This is a genomic window from Vogesella oryzagri, from assembly GCF_040148885.1.
Taxonomy (GTDB): Bacteria; Pseudomonadota; Gammaproteobacteria; order Burkholderiales; family Chromobacteriaceae; genus Vogesella; species Vogesella oryzagri.
Map to the genome: position 1 here is coordinate 206414 of NZ_JBEFLD010000005.1, position 16926 is coordinate 223339.

The 16926-nt window shown below is 66.5% G+C and carries 18 protein-coding genes; 9 read left to right on the forward strand and 9 right to left on the reverse strand.

The window, feature by feature from the left end; translation table 11 throughout:
• The 4 genes from mreD to ABNW52_RS11155 all read left to right on the forward strand — a co-directional run bounded on the left by mreD (position 1) and on the right by ABNW52_RS11155 (position 4025).
• Positions 1-504 carry a rod shape-determining protein MreD gene (gene mreD / locus ABNW52_RS11140; RefSeq protein ID WP_349587615.1) on the forward strand — a complete coding sequence of 168 codons (504 nt, stop codon included), beginning with the start codon at positions 1-3 and terminating at the stop codon, positions 502-504.
• A gap of 6 nt (positions 505-510) precedes the next feature.
• Positions 511-2466 carry a penicillin-binding protein 2 gene (gene mrdA, locus ABNW52_RS11145; protein ID WP_349587617.1) on the forward strand — a complete coding sequence of 652 codons (1956 nt, stop codon included), beginning with the start codon at positions 511-513 and terminating at the stop codon, positions 2464-2466.
• Positions 2447-3541, forward strand: a complete 1095-nt coding sequence (gene rodA, locus ABNW52_RS11150; RefSeq protein WP_349587620.1) for a rod shape-determining protein RodA — start codon at positions 2447-2449, stop codon at positions 3539-3541. The genes mrdA and rodA overlap by 20 nt, the downstream gene beginning before the upstream one ends.
• Positions 3542-3653: 112 nt before the next feature.
• On the forward strand, positions 3654-4025 hold the full coding sequence (locus ABNW52_RS11155) for a putative zinc-binding protein (RefSeq protein WP_349587622.1): 372 nt from the start codon (positions 3654-3656) through the stop codon (positions 4023-4025).
• Here ABNW52_RS11155 and ABNW52_RS11160 read toward each other — a convergent pair.
• Positions 4019-4828 carry a DUF2145 domain-containing protein gene (locus ABNW52_RS11160; protein ID WP_349587625.1) on the reverse strand — a complete coding sequence of 270 codons (810 nt, stop codon included), beginning with the start codon at positions 4826-4828 and terminating at the stop codon, positions 4019-4021. The genes ABNW52_RS11155 and ABNW52_RS11160 overlap by 7 nt on opposite strands.
• Positions 4815-5267 carry a hypothetical protein gene (locus tag ABNW52_RS11165; RefSeq protein ID WP_349587626.1) on the reverse strand — a complete coding sequence of 151 codons (453 nt, stop codon included), beginning with the start codon at positions 5265-5267 and terminating at the stop codon, positions 4815-4817. Before ABNW52_RS11165 ends, ABNW52_RS11160 begins: the two co-directional genes overlap by 14 nt.
• A gap of 157 nt (positions 5268-5424) precedes the next feature.
• Between ABNW52_RS11165 and ABNW52_RS11170 the strand changes: the two genes are divergently transcribed.
• Positions 5425-6291 (forward strand): sterol desaturase family protein, encoded by an 867-nt coding sequence (locus tag ABNW52_RS11170; RefSeq protein WP_349587629.1) that lies wholly within the window; start codon positions 5425-5427, stop codon positions 6289-6291.
• Here the strand turns inward: ABNW52_RS11170 and ABNW52_RS11175 are convergent.
• The 3 genes from ABNW52_RS11175 to ABNW52_RS11185 form a co-directional block, all read right to left on the reverse strand.
• Positions 6284-6613: an AzlD domain-containing protein gene (locus ABNW52_RS11175; RefSeq protein WP_349587632.1), complete on the reverse strand. Its 330-nt coding sequence runs from the start codon at positions 6611-6613 to the stop codon at positions 6284-6286. The genes ABNW52_RS11170 and ABNW52_RS11175 overlap by 8 nt on opposite strands.
• Positions 6610-7326: an AzlC family ABC transporter permease gene (locus tag ABNW52_RS11180; protein ID WP_349587634.1), complete on the reverse strand. Its 717-nt coding sequence runs from the start codon at positions 7324-7326 to the stop codon at positions 6610-6612. Before ABNW52_RS11180 ends, ABNW52_RS11175 begins: the two co-directional genes overlap by 4 nt.
• Before the next feature lie 69 nt (positions 7327-7395).
• Positions 7396-7860 carry a GFA family protein gene (locus ABNW52_RS11185; protein WP_349587637.1) on the reverse strand — a complete coding sequence of 155 codons (465 nt, stop codon included), beginning with the start codon at positions 7858-7860 and terminating at the stop codon, positions 7396-7398.
• Between the two features lie 228 nt (positions 7861-8088).
• Between ABNW52_RS11185 and ABNW52_RS11190 the strand changes: the two genes are divergently transcribed.
• The 4 genes from ABNW52_RS11190 (at position 8089) to dinB (ending at position 13302) form a co-directional block, all read left to right on the forward strand.
• Entirely contained in the window at positions 8089-8568 is a 480-nt protein-coding gene (locus ABNW52_RS11190) for a copper chaperone PCu(A)C (protein ID WP_349587640.1), read from the forward strand.
• Positions 8569-8787: 219 nt separating this feature from the next.
• Positions 8788-11523 (forward strand): bifunctional diguanylate cyclase/phosphodiesterase, encoded by a 2736-nt coding sequence (locus tag ABNW52_RS11195; protein WP_349587643.1) that lies wholly within the window; start codon positions 8788-8790, stop codon positions 11521-11523.
• Between the two features lie 373 nt (positions 11524-11896).
• Positions 11897-12199, forward strand: a complete 303-nt coding sequence (locus ABNW52_RS11200; RefSeq protein ID WP_349587646.1) for an Rdx family protein — start codon at positions 11897-11899, stop codon at positions 12197-12199.
• Positions 12200-12216: 17 nt separating this feature from the next.
• The gene (gene dinB / locus ABNW52_RS11205) at positions 12217-13302 is read left to right on the forward strand and encodes a DNA polymerase IV (protein WP_349587649.1); all 1086 of its coding nucleotides are present in this window, start codon (positions 12217-12219) and stop codon (positions 13300-13302) included.
• A 53-nt stretch (positions 13303-13355) separates the two neighbouring features.
• On the opposite strand, the gene ABNW52_RS11210 is transcribed toward dinB, so the two are convergent.
• The 4 genes from ABNW52_RS11210 to bioH are packed head-to-tail and all read right to left on the reverse strand — an operon-like array spanning position 13356 to position 16898.
• Complete coding sequence (locus ABNW52_RS11210) at positions 13356-14348, reverse strand: patatin-like phospholipase family protein (protein ID WP_349587652.1); 993 nt, start codon at positions 14346-14348, stop codon at positions 13356-13358.
• On the reverse strand, positions 14341-15216 hold the full coding sequence (locus ABNW52_RS11215) for a patatin-like phospholipase family protein (RefSeq protein ID WP_349587654.1): 876 nt from the start codon (positions 15214-15216) through the stop codon (positions 14341-14343). The genes ABNW52_RS11210 and ABNW52_RS11215 overlap by 8 nt, the downstream gene beginning before the upstream one ends.
• Positions 15217-15231: 15 nt before the next feature.
• Positions 15232-16137, reverse strand: coding sequence for a malonyl-ACP O-methyltransferase BioC (gene bioC, locus ABNW52_RS11220; RefSeq protein WP_349587657.1), 906 nt, complete (start codon positions 16135-16137; stop codon positions 15232-15234).
• The gene (gene bioH / locus ABNW52_RS11225; RefSeq protein WP_349587660.1) at positions 16134-16898 is read right to left on the reverse strand and encodes a pimeloyl-ACP methyl ester esterase BioH; all 765 of its coding nucleotides are present in this window, start codon (positions 16896-16898) and stop codon (positions 16134-16136) included. Before bioH ends, bioC begins: the two co-directional genes overlap by 4 nt.
• Positions 16899-16926: the final 28 nt, after the last annotated feature.

A 16926-nucleotide genomic window follows, 5' to 3' on the forward strand; every position in this document is an offset into this window, starting at 1 on the left:
ATGAGCTACGAACGCCCGCAGGAACTGCTCAAGCCGGTACGCCGCCGCTTCATCACCCTGACTTTCACTGTGGCCCTGCTGCTGGAGCTGCTGCCGCTGCCGGTGGGCTCTACCCGCTGGCTGCCGGACGTGGTCGCCATCCTGATCCTGCACTGGGCCATCAACCAGCCGCGCCGCATCGGCGTCGGCATGGCATTCCTGATCGGCCTGATTGCCGACGTGGCCACCGCCGGCCTGTTCGGCCAGCATGCGCTGGCCTACAGCATCACCGCCTACCTGGTGCAGCTGCGCCAGCGCCAGCTGGTGATGTTCAACCTGGGGCAGCAGGCGCTGGTGATCCTCGCGCTGTTGCAGGCCAACCAGGTGATCATGGTGCTGGTACGTCTTGCCAGTGGTGCCGCCTTTATCGGCTGGGGCTATTTCCTGCCGCCGCTGGTGGGCGCGCTGCTGTGGCCGCTGCTCAACAAGCTGCTGCTGTTGCCCTATCGCCACCACAGCGTGTAAGCCGCAATGTCACGTCATGCCCGTCTGAAAGACCCGCAATCCGAAGAAAGCCAGTTCCAGCTGCGGCTGTTGATCGCCTTCGGCTTCATGGTGCTGATGCTGCTACTGTTGGCCGCACGCTTTGTCTGGCTGCAGGTGCTGCAGTACGACCACTTTTCCACGCTGGCGCAAAACAACAGCATCTCGCTGGTACCGGTGCAACCCAACCGCGGGCTGATCCTGGACCGCAACGGCATCGTGCTGGCGCAGAACCACGCGGCCTACACGCTGGAACTGATTCCGGACAAGATTGCCGACCTGGACGCCACGGTAAAGGCACTGGGAACGCTGGTGGAAATCACCCCGCGCGACGAGCGCCGCTTTCGCAAGTTTCTCGCCGAGAGCAAGGAGTTCGAGCCGGTTCCGCTCAAGCTCAAGCTGAAGGAAGACGAGGCCGCGCGGCTGGCGGCCAACATCTGGCGCTACCCCGGCGTGGAAGTGCGCGCCTGGCTGTTCCGCGACTACCCGTACAAGGAACTGACCAGCCATGTGCTGGGCTATATCGGTCGCATCAACCAGAACGACCAGAAGCGCATGGAAGAGGATGGCACGCTGGCCAACTACCGCGGCGCCACCCACATCGGCAAGCTGGGGCTGGAGGCTACTTACGAAACCGAGCTGCACGGCCAGAACGGTTTTGAAGAAGTTGAAACCGATGCCGGTGGTCGCGCGGTGCGCAGCCTGCGCCGCACCCCGCCGGTACACGGCAACAACCTGCAGCTGGCGCTGGATATCCGCATGCAGGAGATCGCCGACAAGCTGTTCGGCATGCGCCGCGGCGCGCTGGTGGCCATCAACCCGCAGACCGGCGGCGTGCTCGCCTTCGTGTCCAAGCCGGGCTTCGACCCCAACCTGTTCATCGACGGCATCGACGCCGCCACCTGGAAAAACCTGAACGACGACTGGCAGAAACCGCTGGTGAACCGCGCCTTGCGCGGGCTGTACCCGCCGGGTTCCACCTTCAAGCCGTTCTTTGCCATGGCCGGGCTGGAAGCCGGGGCGCTCAATCCCAACGAGCTGCGCCCGGCGCCCGGTTATTTCACCCTGCCCGGCTCCAGCCACCAGTTCCGCGACTCGGTGCCCAGCGGCCACGGCATGGTGAACCTGGCCAAGGCCATCGCCGTATCGTCCGATACCTATTTCTACCGCCTGGCGTGGGAGATGGGCATCGACCGCATCCACCCGCTGGTGGCGCAGTTCGGGCTGGGCAGCAAGACCGGTATCGACCTGGACAGCGAGGCCAGCGGGGTGCTGCCCAGCAAGGAATGGAAAGCCAAGCGCTTTGCCAAGGCACGGCCGGAGGTTGGCCGCTGGTATCCGGCCGACGTGGTCAGCGTCGGCATCGGCCAGGGTTTCAATGCCTACACCCCGCTGCAGATGGCCAACGCCACCGCCATCCTGGCCAATGACGGCAAGGTATTCAAGCCGCACCTGGTGCAGAAGATCGTCGACGCCCGCAGCAACAAGGAAAAGCTGATCGACCCGCAGCCGCTGCGCGCGCTGGCGTTCAAGCCGCAGCATTTCGCCACGGTGAAAGAAGGCATGCGCGCGGTACTGCAGCCGGGCGGCACCGCCTTCCGCATCAGCGGCGGCCTCACCTACAGCATGGCCGGCAAGACCGGCACCGCGCAGGTGGTGCAGATCAAGCAGGGCGCCAAGTACAACGCCGGCGCACTGGCCGAGCAATACCGCGACCACTCCTGGTTCATCTCCTTCGCGCCGGTGGAACACCCGACCATCGCCATCGCCGTGATCGTGGAAAACGCCGGCTTCGGCGCCACCAGTGCCGCGCCGATCGCCCGCGCGGTGACCGATTTCGCGCTGACCGGCAAGGTACCGGCCGAACTGGAAGGCCAGTTGCTGACCATGCCCGCCACCAAAAAACCGGACCAAGGAGCCCGCGATGCATCAGCCGCTCGCTAAACGCATCTGGGATGCCATCGCCGAGCCGTTCGACGGCTGGCTGATGGCGTTTCTGGGCGGCGTGTTCATGCTCAGCCTGCTGGTGCTGTACTCCGCCTCCAACCAGAGCTGGTACAAGATCGACAACAAGCTGGTCTATACCCTGCTGTCGCTGGTGGTGATGTGGGTACTGGCCAAGGCGCGGCCGCAGGCGGTGATGAACTTCGCGCCGCCGCTGTACGCGGTGGGGGTGCTGCTGCTGATCGGCGTGGAGCTGTTCGGGGTGATCGTCAACGGCTCGCAGCGCTGGCTGAGCCTGGGCATCGTGCGCATCCAGCCATCGGAAATCATGAAGATCGCGCTGCCGATGATGCTGGCGTGGTACTTCCAGAAATACGAAACCACGCTCAACTGGCGGCACTACATCGTGGCGGCGCTGCTGATCGCCGTGCCCGGCGTGCTGGTGCTGAAGCAGCCGGACCTGGGCACCGCGGTGCTGATCATGGGCGCCGGTTTCTTCGTACTGTTCTTTGCCGGGCTGTCGTGGAAGGTGATCATCGGCGGCCTGGTGGCGTTTGCCGCCAGCCTGCCGGTGGTGTGGAACATGATGCACGACTACCAGCGCCGCCGGGTGCTGACCCTGCTCGACCCGATGCAGGACCCGCTGGGCGACGGCTACCACATCATCCAGTCAATGATCGCCATCGGCTCCGGCGGGCCGTGGGGCAAGGGCTGGCTCAACGGCAGCCAGACCCACCTCGACTATATTCCCGAGCGCACCACCGACTTCATCTTCGCGGTGTATTCCGAGGAGTTCGGCCTGCTTGGCAACCTGACGCTGCTGGTGCTGTACCTGTGCATCATCAGCCGCGGCATGCTGATCACCGCCCGCGCGCAGACGCTGTACGGCCGCCTGCTGGCCGGCGCCATCACGCTGTCGTTCTTCGTGTACGCGTTCGTGAACATGGGCATGGTGGCCGGCATCCTGCCGGTGGTGGGCGTGCCGCTGCCGTTCATGTCCTACGGCGGCACCGCCACCGTGTCGCTGGCGGTGGCGCTGGGCATGCTGATGAGCATCGGCAACCGCAAGCGCTAAGCCACACGTGTCGACCATGCCTGCGGCCAACCTTAACGTTGGCCGCATCGCCTTTCGGCCTAGTCCACCCGGCCAATAGCCCGGCCTGCTGGCTGGCGCTAGGCTTGTCCGCATGAAGCCCGATCCCGCCCTGCCGCTGGTCTACTCCTGCTCCGGCTGTTCCAGCGCCGCGCAGCTGGCCAACCACTTTGCCTTGCGCCTGACCCGCGCCGGCATGGCCGAGATGTCGTGCATCGCCGGCGTCGGTGGACAGGTGCCGGCGCTGCTGCGCTTGGCGCGCAGCGGCCGCCGCATCCTGGCATTGGACGGCTGCCCGCTGGCCTGTGTGCAGGGCTGCCTGAACCAGGCCGGCATCCGCGCCGACAGCAACATCGAGCTATCCGACCACGGCGTGAAAAAACGCAAGCACGCCGATTTCGACCCCGCCGACGCCGAGCGACTGTGGCCGCTGCTCAGCGCCGCGGCTACAGCGCTGCATCAGTAGCGCTTCAGCACCGGCGCCGCGATCTCCTCCACCTGCCAGCCCTCGTTGCGCGCCATGAAGAACTGGATGATGGAATCCACCGTCACCGTGCGGATGCGGTCGCTGTAGCGCAGCTCGTTAGGGTGATCGTCAAAGGCAACGTTAGCCTTGAACATGCGGCCGCCGAGGCGGGTCAGCGCTCCCAGGTTCAGCTCACTGGGCTGGTAGCCGTTTTTCTGCAGCCACTGCTGGCTTTGCTCGCGGGTATACAGGCGGTTACCGCTGCTGGCCGCCACCAGCGTTTCCAGCACCCAGGCATTGGAGTTCTGGTAGCGGGTGGCAAACGGATAGGCGGTCAGGCTGTAGCGGGCGGAGAACATGGTGCGTAGCAGCGGGCCGTCCTGCAGCCGCGCCCCCAGGCTCCTGGCCACGGCCGGCGGCGGCAACAACAGCACCGTGTCGAAGGCGAACATGTCGTCCAGGAAGAAAGTACCCAGCCCGTCGTTCCACAGCTCCGCCCGGTCGCTGCCGCATTCATTCAGCAACTCTGCCACGCGCCAGCGCCCATCGCCGGCGCGGTAGACGATGCCGGCGTGGGTGTAGCGCAGACCATACTTGCTCAGATCCTGCCCCACCCGCCCGATGATGGCCACCGACGTGCCCAGCTGTTCCAGCCGCTGCTGGGTCTGCTGGGCGGTACCCAGCGCCAGGCGGAAGCTATCCGGTGATAGCTGTTTTTCCTCGCAGGAGCGGCCGGCCTGCGCCGGTGCCGCCAGGCAGGCCAGCAGCAGCGCGCTGCCCAGCAGCGGCTTACGACGGCACATGGTTATGCTCCAGCAGCGCCTCGCCCAGCGCATTGGGGATGAAGGCCAGCACCTTGCCGGACGCCACCAGCAGCGTGCCACTGGCGGTAGCCGACGCCTGTACCGTGGCGCCGATCACGGTGCCGGATGCCTGCAACGCCGATCTGGACATGTCCAGCGCCAGCTTGCTGCCATCCTTGGCGCCTTCCAGCAGCACCCGCACGCCGCCGCCGCTGGCCTCCACCACGCCGGTCACCACGAAAGCGGTGCCGATCACCGGCAGCATCGAGCCGGTGAACGGCTGTCCCTCGGCACTGCCCCTCACCAGCCCGACCGGGGTGGCGAGGATGGACAGCAGGCCGACGGCGACTTTCTCCGACGGATTGAACTCCAGCGACCCGGCCCAGCCCTGCAGGCTGGTCAGCATCAGTCCAGCGATACACCATTTTCTTGCGTTCATCGTCACCTCCATGAAAACGGCATTATACGACATGAGCATTATCGCTGCGCAAGACAAATCAAACGTCTGTTGCAATCGATATTGCCTGCCGCCACTATAGAGCCGTGACTCTAAACAAGGCCGTGCCACGCAGTGCGGCCAACACGAGGAGATGGGGATGCAAGTGGAGTTGCTGCTGCTGGCGCTGGCGCCGCTGTTTCTGGCCTGTGTGGCCTGGGAGATGGTCTACTGGCGCCGCCGTGGCCGCGCCGATGTCTACAGCTGGCCGGACACGCTGTGCAATGCCGGCCTGGCGCTGCTGCACCAGGGCGCCGACAAGCTGGCCTGGCTGCTGGTGATTCCGCTGTACCAGTATGTCTACCAGCACTACCGCCTGTTCACCCCGCCCAGCGGTTGGGGCGGCACGCTGCTGCTGTTCCTGGCACAGGACTTTCTCTACTACTGGTTTCACCGCGCCAGCCACCGCGTGCGCTGGCTGTGGGCGGCGCACAGCGTGCACCACAGCTCCACGCGCATGAACCTGTCCACCGCCTTCCGTCAGAGCCTGCTGTACCCGCTGGCCGGCATGTGGGCGTTCTGGCTGCCGCTGGCCTGGCTCGGCTTCGCTCCGCAGCAGGTGGTAGCGGTGGTGCTGCTCAACCTCGCCTTCCAGTTCTTTGTGCACACCCAGGCAGTGCCGCGGCTGGGCTGGCTGGAATACCTGTTCAACACCCCATCCATCCACCGCAGCCACCACGCACTCAATCCACGCTACATCGACCACAACTACGCCGGGGTGCTGGTGATCTGGGACCGTCTGTTCGGCAGCTACGTGGCGGAAAGCGCGGACGAGCCGTGCCGCTACGGCACGGTGAAGCCGGTGCCCAGCGTCAACCCGTTGTGGGTGAGCGTGGTGGAGTGGCGCGACATGCTGCGCGAAACGTTGGCCGCACGCGGTTGGCGCGCCCGACTGACGCTGCTGTTCGGCGCGCCGGAGGCGGCCGAGCGGGTCGCTGCCGCCCAGGCCACCGACAAGGCTACATAAGCCAGCGCCACAGGCCGTACACCACGAAGCCGCCGATGATGGCCAGCAGGGTGCGGCGGGTGAAGAACGCCAGCGCACCGGCCGCCAGCGTGCCCGGCAGGTAGGCATTGGCCAGCGTCAGTTCGATGTCGCCCTGCGGCGCCAGCGCCATCGGCACGATCAGCGCGGTCAGCACCGCCGCCGGCACGTAGCGCAGGCTGCGCTCCAGCCAGTGCGGAAACGCCAGCCGATGGCCGAACACCAGGAAGCTCAGGCGAATACCGTAGGTCACCACCACCATGCCGGCAATCGCCAGCAGCAATTGCTGTGTCGTCAGGTTCATGCCTGCTCCTCCTGCGGCGCGCCTGCGGCCGACCTTTCCGCCAGCACGCCGCCGGCCACGCCGGCCACCGCCGCCAGCATCAGCCCCAGCTTGTACGGCAGCCCGCGCGCTGCCAGCGCCACGCTGCCGGCCAGTAGCGCGGCGATCAATACCGGGCGCTTTTTCAATTGCGGCGCCACGATGGCGGCGAAGGTGGCCACCATGGCGAAATCCAGCCCCAGCTCGGCCAGGCCGGGCACGCTTTGCCCCAGCAGCACGCCGGCGGTGGTCCACAGTAGCCAGTTCAGATACATGGCCAGCGACGAGCCCAGCCAGTACCAGGCACCGGCCATGTCGTCGCCATGCTCGCGCAGGCGATGCTCCACCACGGCGAAGGTTTCGTCGGTGAGCCAGAACGCCAGCGGCCAGCGCCAGCGTGCCGGCAGATGGCGTGCGTGCGGCAGCAGCGTGGCGCTGTACAGCGCGTGGCGCAGGTTGACCACGAAGGTGGTCAGCCACAGCACCGGCAGCGCCACCCCGCCGCCGATCAGGCCGACGGCAACGAACTGCGACGAGCCGGCGAACACCAGCGCCGACAGCGCCAGCGTGGCCCAGGCCGGAATGCCGCTGGCGATGGCCAGGGTGCCGAAGATCACCCCGAACGGCGCGGCGCCCACCAGCATGGGGATGGTGTCGCGGCTGCCGGCCAGCAGCGCGGAAACGCGGTCAGACATGTTTTTTCTCCACAAGGTTGGCCGCAGCTTGCCACGGCCGTTCGCCGGCGTCTTGCACCAGCTTGCGCATCAGCCGCGGCAATCGCCGGGGGCCGCCTGCCAGGCGGCAATCAGTGCGGCGAAGTCGTCCGGATTCTGCGGCCAGCTCGGCACCTCGGCCGGCAGCGCCAGCCACGGCTGCGCGCTTTGCGTCCAGATGTGCGCCGCCGGGCGCAGCCAGCCGGTGTCGTCCAGCGAGCCGGGCTTGATGCTGAGGAACTGCGGCGTGTCGCGGTTCTGATGAAACAATCGGCTGCCGCACTGCGGGCAGAACTGGCAATCGGTGATGCGGCCGCTGGGGGTGTGCCGCGGCCAGCTGGCGGTCACGCCCTGCAGCAGGGTCAGTTCGGCATCGCGCAGCCACAGCGCCATGCCGAAGGCACTGGCTGACTGGCGCTGGCAATCGCGGCAATGGCAGGCAAACAGCGTTGCCACTCGGCCGCTGACGCGGTAGCGCACCTGGCCGCACTGGCAACTACCCTCGAATTGCTGCATCGCTACGCTCCCGCCGGCAAAAGCGCGATTCTGGCATAGCTGCCGGCGGCGCTGCGCAAACACACTGTTCAGCCCATGGCGCCGGAGCGGCCACGCCGGCAAAGCAGGCCTGCCCGCCGAGCGCCGCGTGCGCCCTGGCTGCGACACTTTGTCACTACACCGGGCAAGCGAGGCGTGATAGCGTTGCGGCCAACTTACCGACTCACCCCCATTGCCCAAGGATTGCCCATGCGCACCCTGCTTGCCATCGCCATTGCCGGCCTGATCGCCCTGCCCGCCGCCGCCCACGAATACACCGTGGGGGCGCTGAAAATCGGCCACCCTTACAGCCGCGCCATGCCGCCGGCCGCGCCGACCACCGGCGCCTTCTTCTCCATCAGCAACAGCGGCAAGGCCGCCGACAAACTGCTGGGCGCCAGCAGCCCGCTGGCCAGTTCGGTGGAGCTGCACACCCATCTCAACGACAACGGCGTGATGCGCATGCGCCAGGTAGAAGGTGGCATTACCGTGGCGCCGGGCGAAACGCTGAAACTGGCGCCGGGCGGCCTGCACGTGATGCTGCTGGGGGTGAAGCAGCAGCCGCATGCCGGCGACAAGTTCCCGCTGACACTGAAGTTCGAAAAAGCCGGCGACATCAGCGTCGACGTCAAGGTGGAAGACGGCAGCGCCATGCCGATGCCGCCCCACGATATGCCGATGCCGCACTGACGCCGGCCACAGACCGCCAGGCCACCCACGGTGGCCTTTTTTATTGCGCCGCAGGCTGGCGGCGGCGGCGAAATTCCGCTTCCTGCAACAGCCAGCGCCCCCGTTGCCGCCTTCCCGCCGCGCCACGGTGTCGGATTCGTTACAAAGCACGGCGGGGCAACACGCTGTGCTGCTATGCTTATGGCCTTATCGAATCTGCCGTGATGCCGACACCTGCGCATGCTGAATAAACGCTTTCGCCCACTGCTGTTGCTGTTACTACTGCTGTTGCTTGGCCTGGCCGGCATCTGGCAGATTGCGCGCAGTGCCGCCCGCGAGCTGGACAGTGCCGCCCACCACCTGGTGCAGCAGGGTCTGGAGCAGGAACTGCTGCGCCAGCGCCGCCAGCTGGCCACCAATCTGGCCGACTACGCGATCTGGAACGACATGGCCATCCATGTCAACGCCCTGCAGCCCGATCTGGCCTGGCTGAACGACAACATCACCCCGTCTGTCTACCACAACCTGGGCGTACAGCTGGCGCTGCTGATCGACAAGGAGCGCGGCGTGCTGCTGGGCCGCCAGCACGGCGTGCTGGCCGGCGATCCGGCCCGGCTGCTGCCGCTGTCGGCGGCACAGTGGCAGTTGCTGTTGCGCAATGCCGACCGCTACGCCGCCGCCAACCAGTACGGCCAACCTTTCAGCCAGCTGCTGCAATACAGCGCGCTCAATCCGCAAACCGGCCAGCCGGAAGCCCGGCTGCTGATGCTGTCGCTGCAGCGCATCTCGCCGGAAGACCCGCAACAATTGCCGGGACCGGTGCCGCGCTACCTGCTGTTTGCCCGCCACTTGGATGGCAACCTGCTGCAGCAGATCGCCATCTCCTACGGCTTGCCCAGCCTGACGCTCAATTTCGGCGCCAGCAACCCGGCGCTGGAAGAAGTGCTGCCGCTGAAGAACAACAGTGGCCAGAACCTGGCCTACCTGAGCTGGCCGGCACAAAGCCCGGGGCAGCTCCTGTTGCAACGCGTGCTGCCGCAAAGCCTGATCCTGCTCAGCACCGTCCTGCTGCTGGGCCTGCTGGTGGTGCGCACCTCCCGGCGCCTGCAGCAACGGCAGCAGCAGCAATCGGAACGGCAACTGCAGCAGGGCAAGGCCCTGCAACACCTGGTGAGCCTGCGGCATGACGACCAGCAGGAGCTGGACGACTATCTGGCCGACATGCTGCCGCTGCTGGCGCAGACGCTGGCGATCTCGCGCGTCAGCGTGTGGCAGTTCAGCACTGACCGCAAAGAGCTGCAGTGCATTGCCGGCATCAACACCCTCACCGGCGAACGCCTCGGCGGTGAGGTGCTGGACGAGAGCCAGCACGCCGACTACCTGCAGGCGCTGCAGACCGACCGCTACCTGGCCAGCAGCCAGACCCAGGACGACCCGCGCCTGCTGTCGCTGCGCCACTATCTGTACACCCACGGCATCACCGCGCTGCTGGACGCCAGCATCATGGTGGGCGGCATGCACCAGGGCGTACTGTGCGCCGAGTCGCAGACCCCGCGCCGGGAATGGCAACCGGACGAGATCGGCTTCATGAGCACCGCGGCCAACATCATTGCGCTGGTGATGGAATCGCGCGCCCGCCTGCATGCCGAGGGCGAGTTGTACCGCCAGTTCTACTACGACCGTTTCACCGGCCTGCCCAATCGCACCCGCCTGCTGATGCAGCTGGACGAACTGGTGCAGCAGCGCCAGCACAGCAACCAGCGCGAGACGCAGCCGGTGGGCTGCATGATGCTGGCGGTGGAGGGGCTGGCCAACATCAATGAACTGTTTGGCCGCGACAATGGCGACCTGGTGATCCGCGAGCTGGGCCGCCGGCTGGAAGGCAGCATCGGCAACGGCGAAATGGTGGCGCGCAGCGCCGACAACCGCTTTGCGCTGCAGCTGCTGGGCCAGGACGAAGAACAGCTGTCACGCCGGGTGGACGACATCACCACCCTGCTGGCCAAGCCGCTGGAAGTACAGGGCCAGCCGCTGTTCATCCGCCTCAGCGTCGGGCTGGCGATTTATCCGCACGACTGCGACGAGGCAGAGGCGATTCTGGAAAACGCCGAGGCGGCGCTACTGCTGTCGCGCGAAAGCCCGGGCAGCTGGGTACGCTTCCACCCGGACATCAACAGCAACTGGCGCCGTCGCAACCGGCTGCAGGCCGACCTGCGCCAGGCGGTGGCACGCGGCGAGCTGCTGCTGAACTACCAGCCCTATGTATCGCTGAAGAGCGGCAAGGTGGCCGGCGCCGAGGCGCTGGTGCGCTGGCAGCACCCGGAGCTGGGGCTGATCTCGCCGGCCGATTTCATTCCGCTGGCCGAGGAGTCCGGCGTCATCCACGCGCTGGGCGAGTGGGTGCTGCAGGAAGGCATCCGCCATGCCGCGCAGTGGCGCCAGCAATACCTGAGCAACTTTGTCATCTCCATCAACGTGTCGCTGCTGCAGCTGGAAGACGCCCGCTTCGCCGAAGTGGTGGCCGCCATTCTGGCCACCTACCACCTGCCGGGCGAAGCGCTGGAGCTGGAAGTGACCGAGGGACTGGCGCTGCGCAACACCCCGGCCATCGACAGCAATCTGCAATTGCTGCGCGCGCTGGGCATCGCCATCGCCATTGACGATTTCGGCACCGGCTATGCCTCGTTCAGCTACCTGCGCCGCTTCCCGGTGGAAAAGCTCAAGATCGACAAGCAGTTCCTCGACCACGTGCCGGAAAACGAAAGCAGCAGCAACCTGGTGCGCATGATCGTGGCCATGGGCCACACCCTGGGCGCCTCGGTCACCGGCGAGGGCATCGAGAACATCCAGCAGGCCCGCTTCCTGGCCCGGCACGGCTGCGACTATGCGCAGGGCTACCTGATCAGCCGGCCACTGGCGCCGAATGCACTGGAACAGTTCCTGGCCGCGGCAAGACCGTTGCAGCTGCAGCCCTGAGTACGGCATTTCACGACAGTTGCTTGTAGAAAATGCAACGAATTGTTGCAACGATGTCACATCGTGCAGTGCAGCATTGTCCGACACTTGGCGCTTGTGCTTCCCCGATGCGCCAACATGATGCACACTGCCCCTCACGTTGCATCGCCGCCTCCAGCACTGCGCCAGGTTTACCAAAGACCGGGTGATGGAGGAGAGACAAGCTCAGCATGGGCCACAACAGACACAATACAGACATCAAGCGGAACAAGGCGACGATGCAACGTCCCTCCGCGGGGTTCCACCCGCTCCAGCATTCCCCTCAGTAACAGATCCCGGTTTTCACTGCCGCCCCGGCCCAGTACCATCAGGTTTTCACTGCGGCCAAGCTGTCATGACTGATCTCACCCCCACTGCCCTGCCCCGCGTAGCCATTCGCTACTGCACCGGCTGCCGCTGGCTGCTGCGCGCCGCCTGGATGGCACAGGAGCTGCTCACCACCTTTGAAAAAGATGTCGCCGAAGTGGCGCTGCAACCCGGCAGCGGCGGCGTGTTCCAGGTCAGCATCGACGGCGAACTGCTGTGGGATCGCGCTCGCGACGGCGGCTTTCCCGATATCAAGGAACTGAAGCAGCGCGTGCGCGACCGCGTGGCGCCGGACAAGGCGCTGGGCCATAGCGATAAGCCCGCCGACTAGGCAAGGTTGGCCGCAACATGCCCGTGCAACGCAAGATCATCCACATCGACTGCGACTGCTTCTTCGCCGCAGTGGAAATGCGCGACAACCCGGCTTGGCGCGACATCCCGCTGGCCGTGGGCGGCCAGCCCGGCCAGCGCGGGGTGATCTCCACCTGCAACTACCTGGCGCGCCGCTTCGGCGTGAAAAGCGCCATGCCGTCGTCGCTGGCGCTGCGGCTGTGCCCGGAGCTCTTGATCGTCGGCTCGGACTTCGCCCGCTACCGCGCCGCCAGCCAGGCGGTGCACGCCATCTTCCAGCGCTACACCAGCCTGATCGAACCGTTGTCGCTGGACGAAGCCTACCTCGACGTCAGCGGCCAGCCGCACTGCCAGGGCAGCGCCAGCCTGATGGCAGCCGAAATCCGCGACGCCATCCGCAACGAGGTGGGCATCACCGCCTCGGCCGGCATCGCTCCCAACAAGTTCCTGGCCAAGATCGCCAGCGACTGGCACAAGCCGGACGGCCAGTTCCTGGTGCGGCCGCAGGACGTGGCCGACTTCGTGCGCGTGCTGCCGGTGGAAAAGATCTGGGGGGTGGGCGAGGTTACCGCCGGCAAACTCAAGCAGCAGGGCTTTCACACCTGCGGCGACCTGCAGCGGCTGGAGCTGCTGGAGATGCTGCGCCGCTTCGGCAAGTTCGGCAAAAACCTGTACGAACTGGCGCGCGGCATCGACCACCGCGCGGTGCATAACGACCACGAGCGCAAATCGGTGAGCGTGGAAGAAACCTATACCCGCGACCTGCCGGATCTGGCCGCCTGCCGCGCCGAGCTGCCGCCGCTGCTGACCCGGCTGCAGGAGCGGCTGCGCCGTGCCGGCGACCCGCCGTTTCGCGGCGTCAACATCAAGATCAAGTTTGCCGACTTCAGCCAGACCACGGTGGAAACCGTGGCACAGCTGCTGGATGCGGCGGTAATCGACAGCCTGCTGGCCACCGGCTTTGCCCGCGGCAACCGCCCGGTGCGGCTGCTGGGCGTGGGCGTGCGGCTGCAGGAGGCACAGCGCGTGCCGCAGCAGCTGCAGCTGTTCGACATCAACAGCAACGACAACGCCGCCGGTTGAGCGGCGGCGTCAGGGCACGCCGCAAGCAGGCGCAACGCAGGAGCAGGAGTTTGTTAGCGGCTGGCCAGTTGGGCGCGCTGTGTCCAGGCCGCCACAATGCGGCGGATCACCGGCAGCGCCTCGCGGCCAACCTTTTCGCCTTCGCGTATCGCCAGCCGGCGCTGGTCGAAATCGGCCGCCCCCAGGCTCAGCACCCGTGGCCGCAGGATCACGTCGGCCTGCTTCAGCTCCAGCGCCAGTGCCGCCTGGTTCATGATCGCCAGGCTCTGGTCGAGGTTGCCGAACAAGCCGGCCTTGCGCTGCACCGGCTTGGCGGAGATATCCACCGCGATCACGATGTCGGCGCCCAGCTCGCGCGCCGCCAGCACCGGCACCGGGCTCACCAGCCCGCCGTCCACGTAGCGGCGGCCCTTGATGCTGACCGGCTGGAACACATTGGGAATCGCCGCCGAAGCGCGCACCGCCAGCCCGGTATTGCCGCTCTTGAAGACCGAGCGTTCGCCGCTGTCGAAATTGGTCGCCACCGCGGCGAACTTGCGCGGCAGCGCCTCGATCGGCTTGCGGCCAACCTGGCGGTTGACGAAGGCCTGCAGCTTGTCGCCTTTCAGGAAGCCGTTGCTGGACCAGGTGAAGTCCTTCAGCTCGTCCTCGTTCAGCGCCAGCGCGCGGCGGTACAGCTTCTCGCCGCTGATGCCGGAGGCGTAGATGGCGCCGACGATGCTGCCGGCGCTGGTGCCGGCGATGATCTGTGGCTGGATGCCGGCCTGCTCCAGCACGCGGATCACCCCGACATGGGCAAAGCCCTTGGCGGCCCCGCCGCCCAGGGCCAGCGCGATGCGTGGCTGACGTGGCGGCAGTTTCGGCAGCGCCGTGGTCTGGGGAATGACGGCCGCCGGCAACGGCGGCGTGGCCGGCACTGCGGCGACCGGGGCCGAGGCTGCAGGCGTAGCCGGTACCGGATTGCTCGCCGCAGGCGGCTGCGGGCTGGCACAAGCGGCCAGCAACAAGGCGGCCAACAGCGCCAGCAGCGGGCGTGGCTTAGCCATGTTGCTGCTGCCAGCGGGCAATCACCGCCTTCAGCTGCGGCAATGCGGCACGGGCGGCCTTTTCGCCTTCCAGAATAGCGTTGCCGCGTTCGTCAAAATCGGCAGCGCCGATGTTCAGCACATTGGGACGAATCACCACGTCGGCCTGCTTCAGTTCCTGCGCCAGCGCCGCCATGTTCATGATGCTCAGGCTGCGGTCCAGCAGGCTGAAGAAGCCCGCCGCCGCCTTGCCCACCGGCTTGGCGGAGATATCCACCGCAATCACGATGTCGGCGCCCATTTCGCGCGCCGCACTCACCGGCACAGGGCTCACCAGCCCGCCGTCCACGTAACGCTTGCCGGCAATGGTCACCGGCTGGAACACATTGGGAATCGCCGCCGAGGCGCGCACCGCGGTGCCGGTGTCGCCGCTGCGGAACACAATGCGCGCGCCGCTATCCAGATTGGTGGCTACCACGCCGAACTTGCGCGGCATCTGCTCGATCTTCTTGCCGTCCACCTGCTGGTTCACCAGTGCGGCCAACTTCTCGCCCTTGAGAAAGCCACTGGTGGACAGGGTGAAATCGCGCAGATCGGCCTCGTCGATGCGCAGGGCGCGGTAGCGCAGCGCGTCGCCGTCCACGCCGGAGGCGTAGATCGCCCCCACTACGCTGCCGGCGCTGGTGCCGGTGACGATGTCGGCCTTGATGCCGTTCTGCTCCAGCACGCGAATCACGCCGACATGGGCAAAACCCTTGGCCGCGCCGCCGCCGAGCGCGAAGGCGATCTTGGGTTTGGCCGGGATTTTCACCACCGGCGCGGTGGGGGTGCTACAGGCGGCCAACCCGGTGATCAGGGCCAGCAGCAGCAAACGGCGGGATAACGGCATGCTTGTCTTTTCAACTCATCGCTTGGGCGGGGTACGGGTAAATTCGATCACCTGCCGCCCGTCAGGCAGGATGTTCGCTTTCTTCTTCGGCTCGCCCTTCCAGGCGTGGCCGTACAGCACTTCGTAGGTGGCCGGCAGCTGGCCGTCGCGGCGGTAGCCTTCGTAGGCGGCGCACACCCGCTGCCAGGCATGCTTGCCCAGCAGGCCGCGGCCGCGGCCAGCGGTGACGTTGTGCGCGCCGATGGATTTCAGGTCCTGCATCACCTCGCGCGCGCTGGCGTAGGTCATCACGATTTTTTCCATGTCCATCACCGGCTCGGACATGCCGCTGGCGAGCATGGCATCGCCCAGATCGTGCATGTCGATGAACTGGTTCACGTGATTGGCGCCGTCGGCATGGCTGAACGCCGTGCGCAGTTCGAACAGCGTGTCCGGCCCCAGGGTGGCGAACAGCACCATGCCGCCCGGCTTGAGCACGCGCTGGAACTCGGCAAACACCGCTTCCGGCAGGTTCAGCCACTGGATGGTGAGGCTGGACCAGATCATGTCCACGCTGTTGTCGGCCAGCGGCAGACGCTCCACGTCGGCACACACCTGCCACGGGCTCTGCGGCTTGAACAGCCGCGACAACATGCCCTGCCCGGCACGCTGCTTCTCGCGCGACGCGCACAGCATGGCATGCGCCAGATCCAGCTCCACCACCCGCGCCTCCGGGTAGCGGCGGCGCAGCGCAGCGCTGCCGTAGCCGGTGCCGCTGCCGGCATCCAGAATCACCGCCGGTTGCAGCTTGATGTAGTCCAGCCGCTCGGCCATACGGTCCGACACTTCGCGCTGCAGCACGGCGGCGGCATCGTAGCTGTGCGCCGCGCGCTCGAACGAGGCGCGCACGCGGGTCTTGTCGGTGTAAAACGCTTCAGTCATGCGTGTTGTTCCAGGTGGTGGCGCAGGTGCTGCAGAAACTCGCTCTCGTGCGAGAGGAAGGGCGCATGCGAAGCCTGGGCAAATTCGTACAGGGTGGCATCCGGCAGCGCTGCGGCCAACCAGCGACCCGCCCCGATCGGGGTGATGGCATCGCGGGCGCCGTAGAACAGCCCTACAGGACAGGTAATCGATGGCGCAAGTTCCCGCGCGTCGGCGGCCAGCAGGCAGTCCAGCGCCGGCAACAGGCCTTGTGGCCGGCCGTGGGCGAACATCTGCTCTTTCAGTCCCGCCAGCGTCTGGCGCGCGGCCGGCGCCCCCAACAGCTGCAGCGCCAGGAAGCGCTCCAGCGTCTGCTCGAAGGCGGTATCCAGGCTGGCACCCACGCCCTCGATGGCGGCACGCTGCTGCGCATGCGGCCAACTGTCGTCACGCACAAAGCGCGGGCTGGTGGCGATCAGCGCCAGGCTCTTCACCTGCACCGGGTGGCGGGCGGCCCAGTGCTGGGCGATCAGGCCACCCAACGACCAGCCAACGATCTGTACCGGCAACGGGAAACGCTCGGCCAGCTGCGCGGCGATGGTATCCGGATGGAAGCTGGCGCTGGCGGCGCTGCCGCCGTGACCGGGCAGGTCCACCAGGTGGACGCAGAAATCGGCGGCAAGGTTGGCCGCAATGCGGTCGAACACGCCGCCGTGCAGCCCCCAGCCGTGCAGCAGCACGACATCCGGGCCACGGCCGTGACTTTCGATAAAAAGGCTCATGAAACAACAAGGTGGGGCAAAAGCGCAT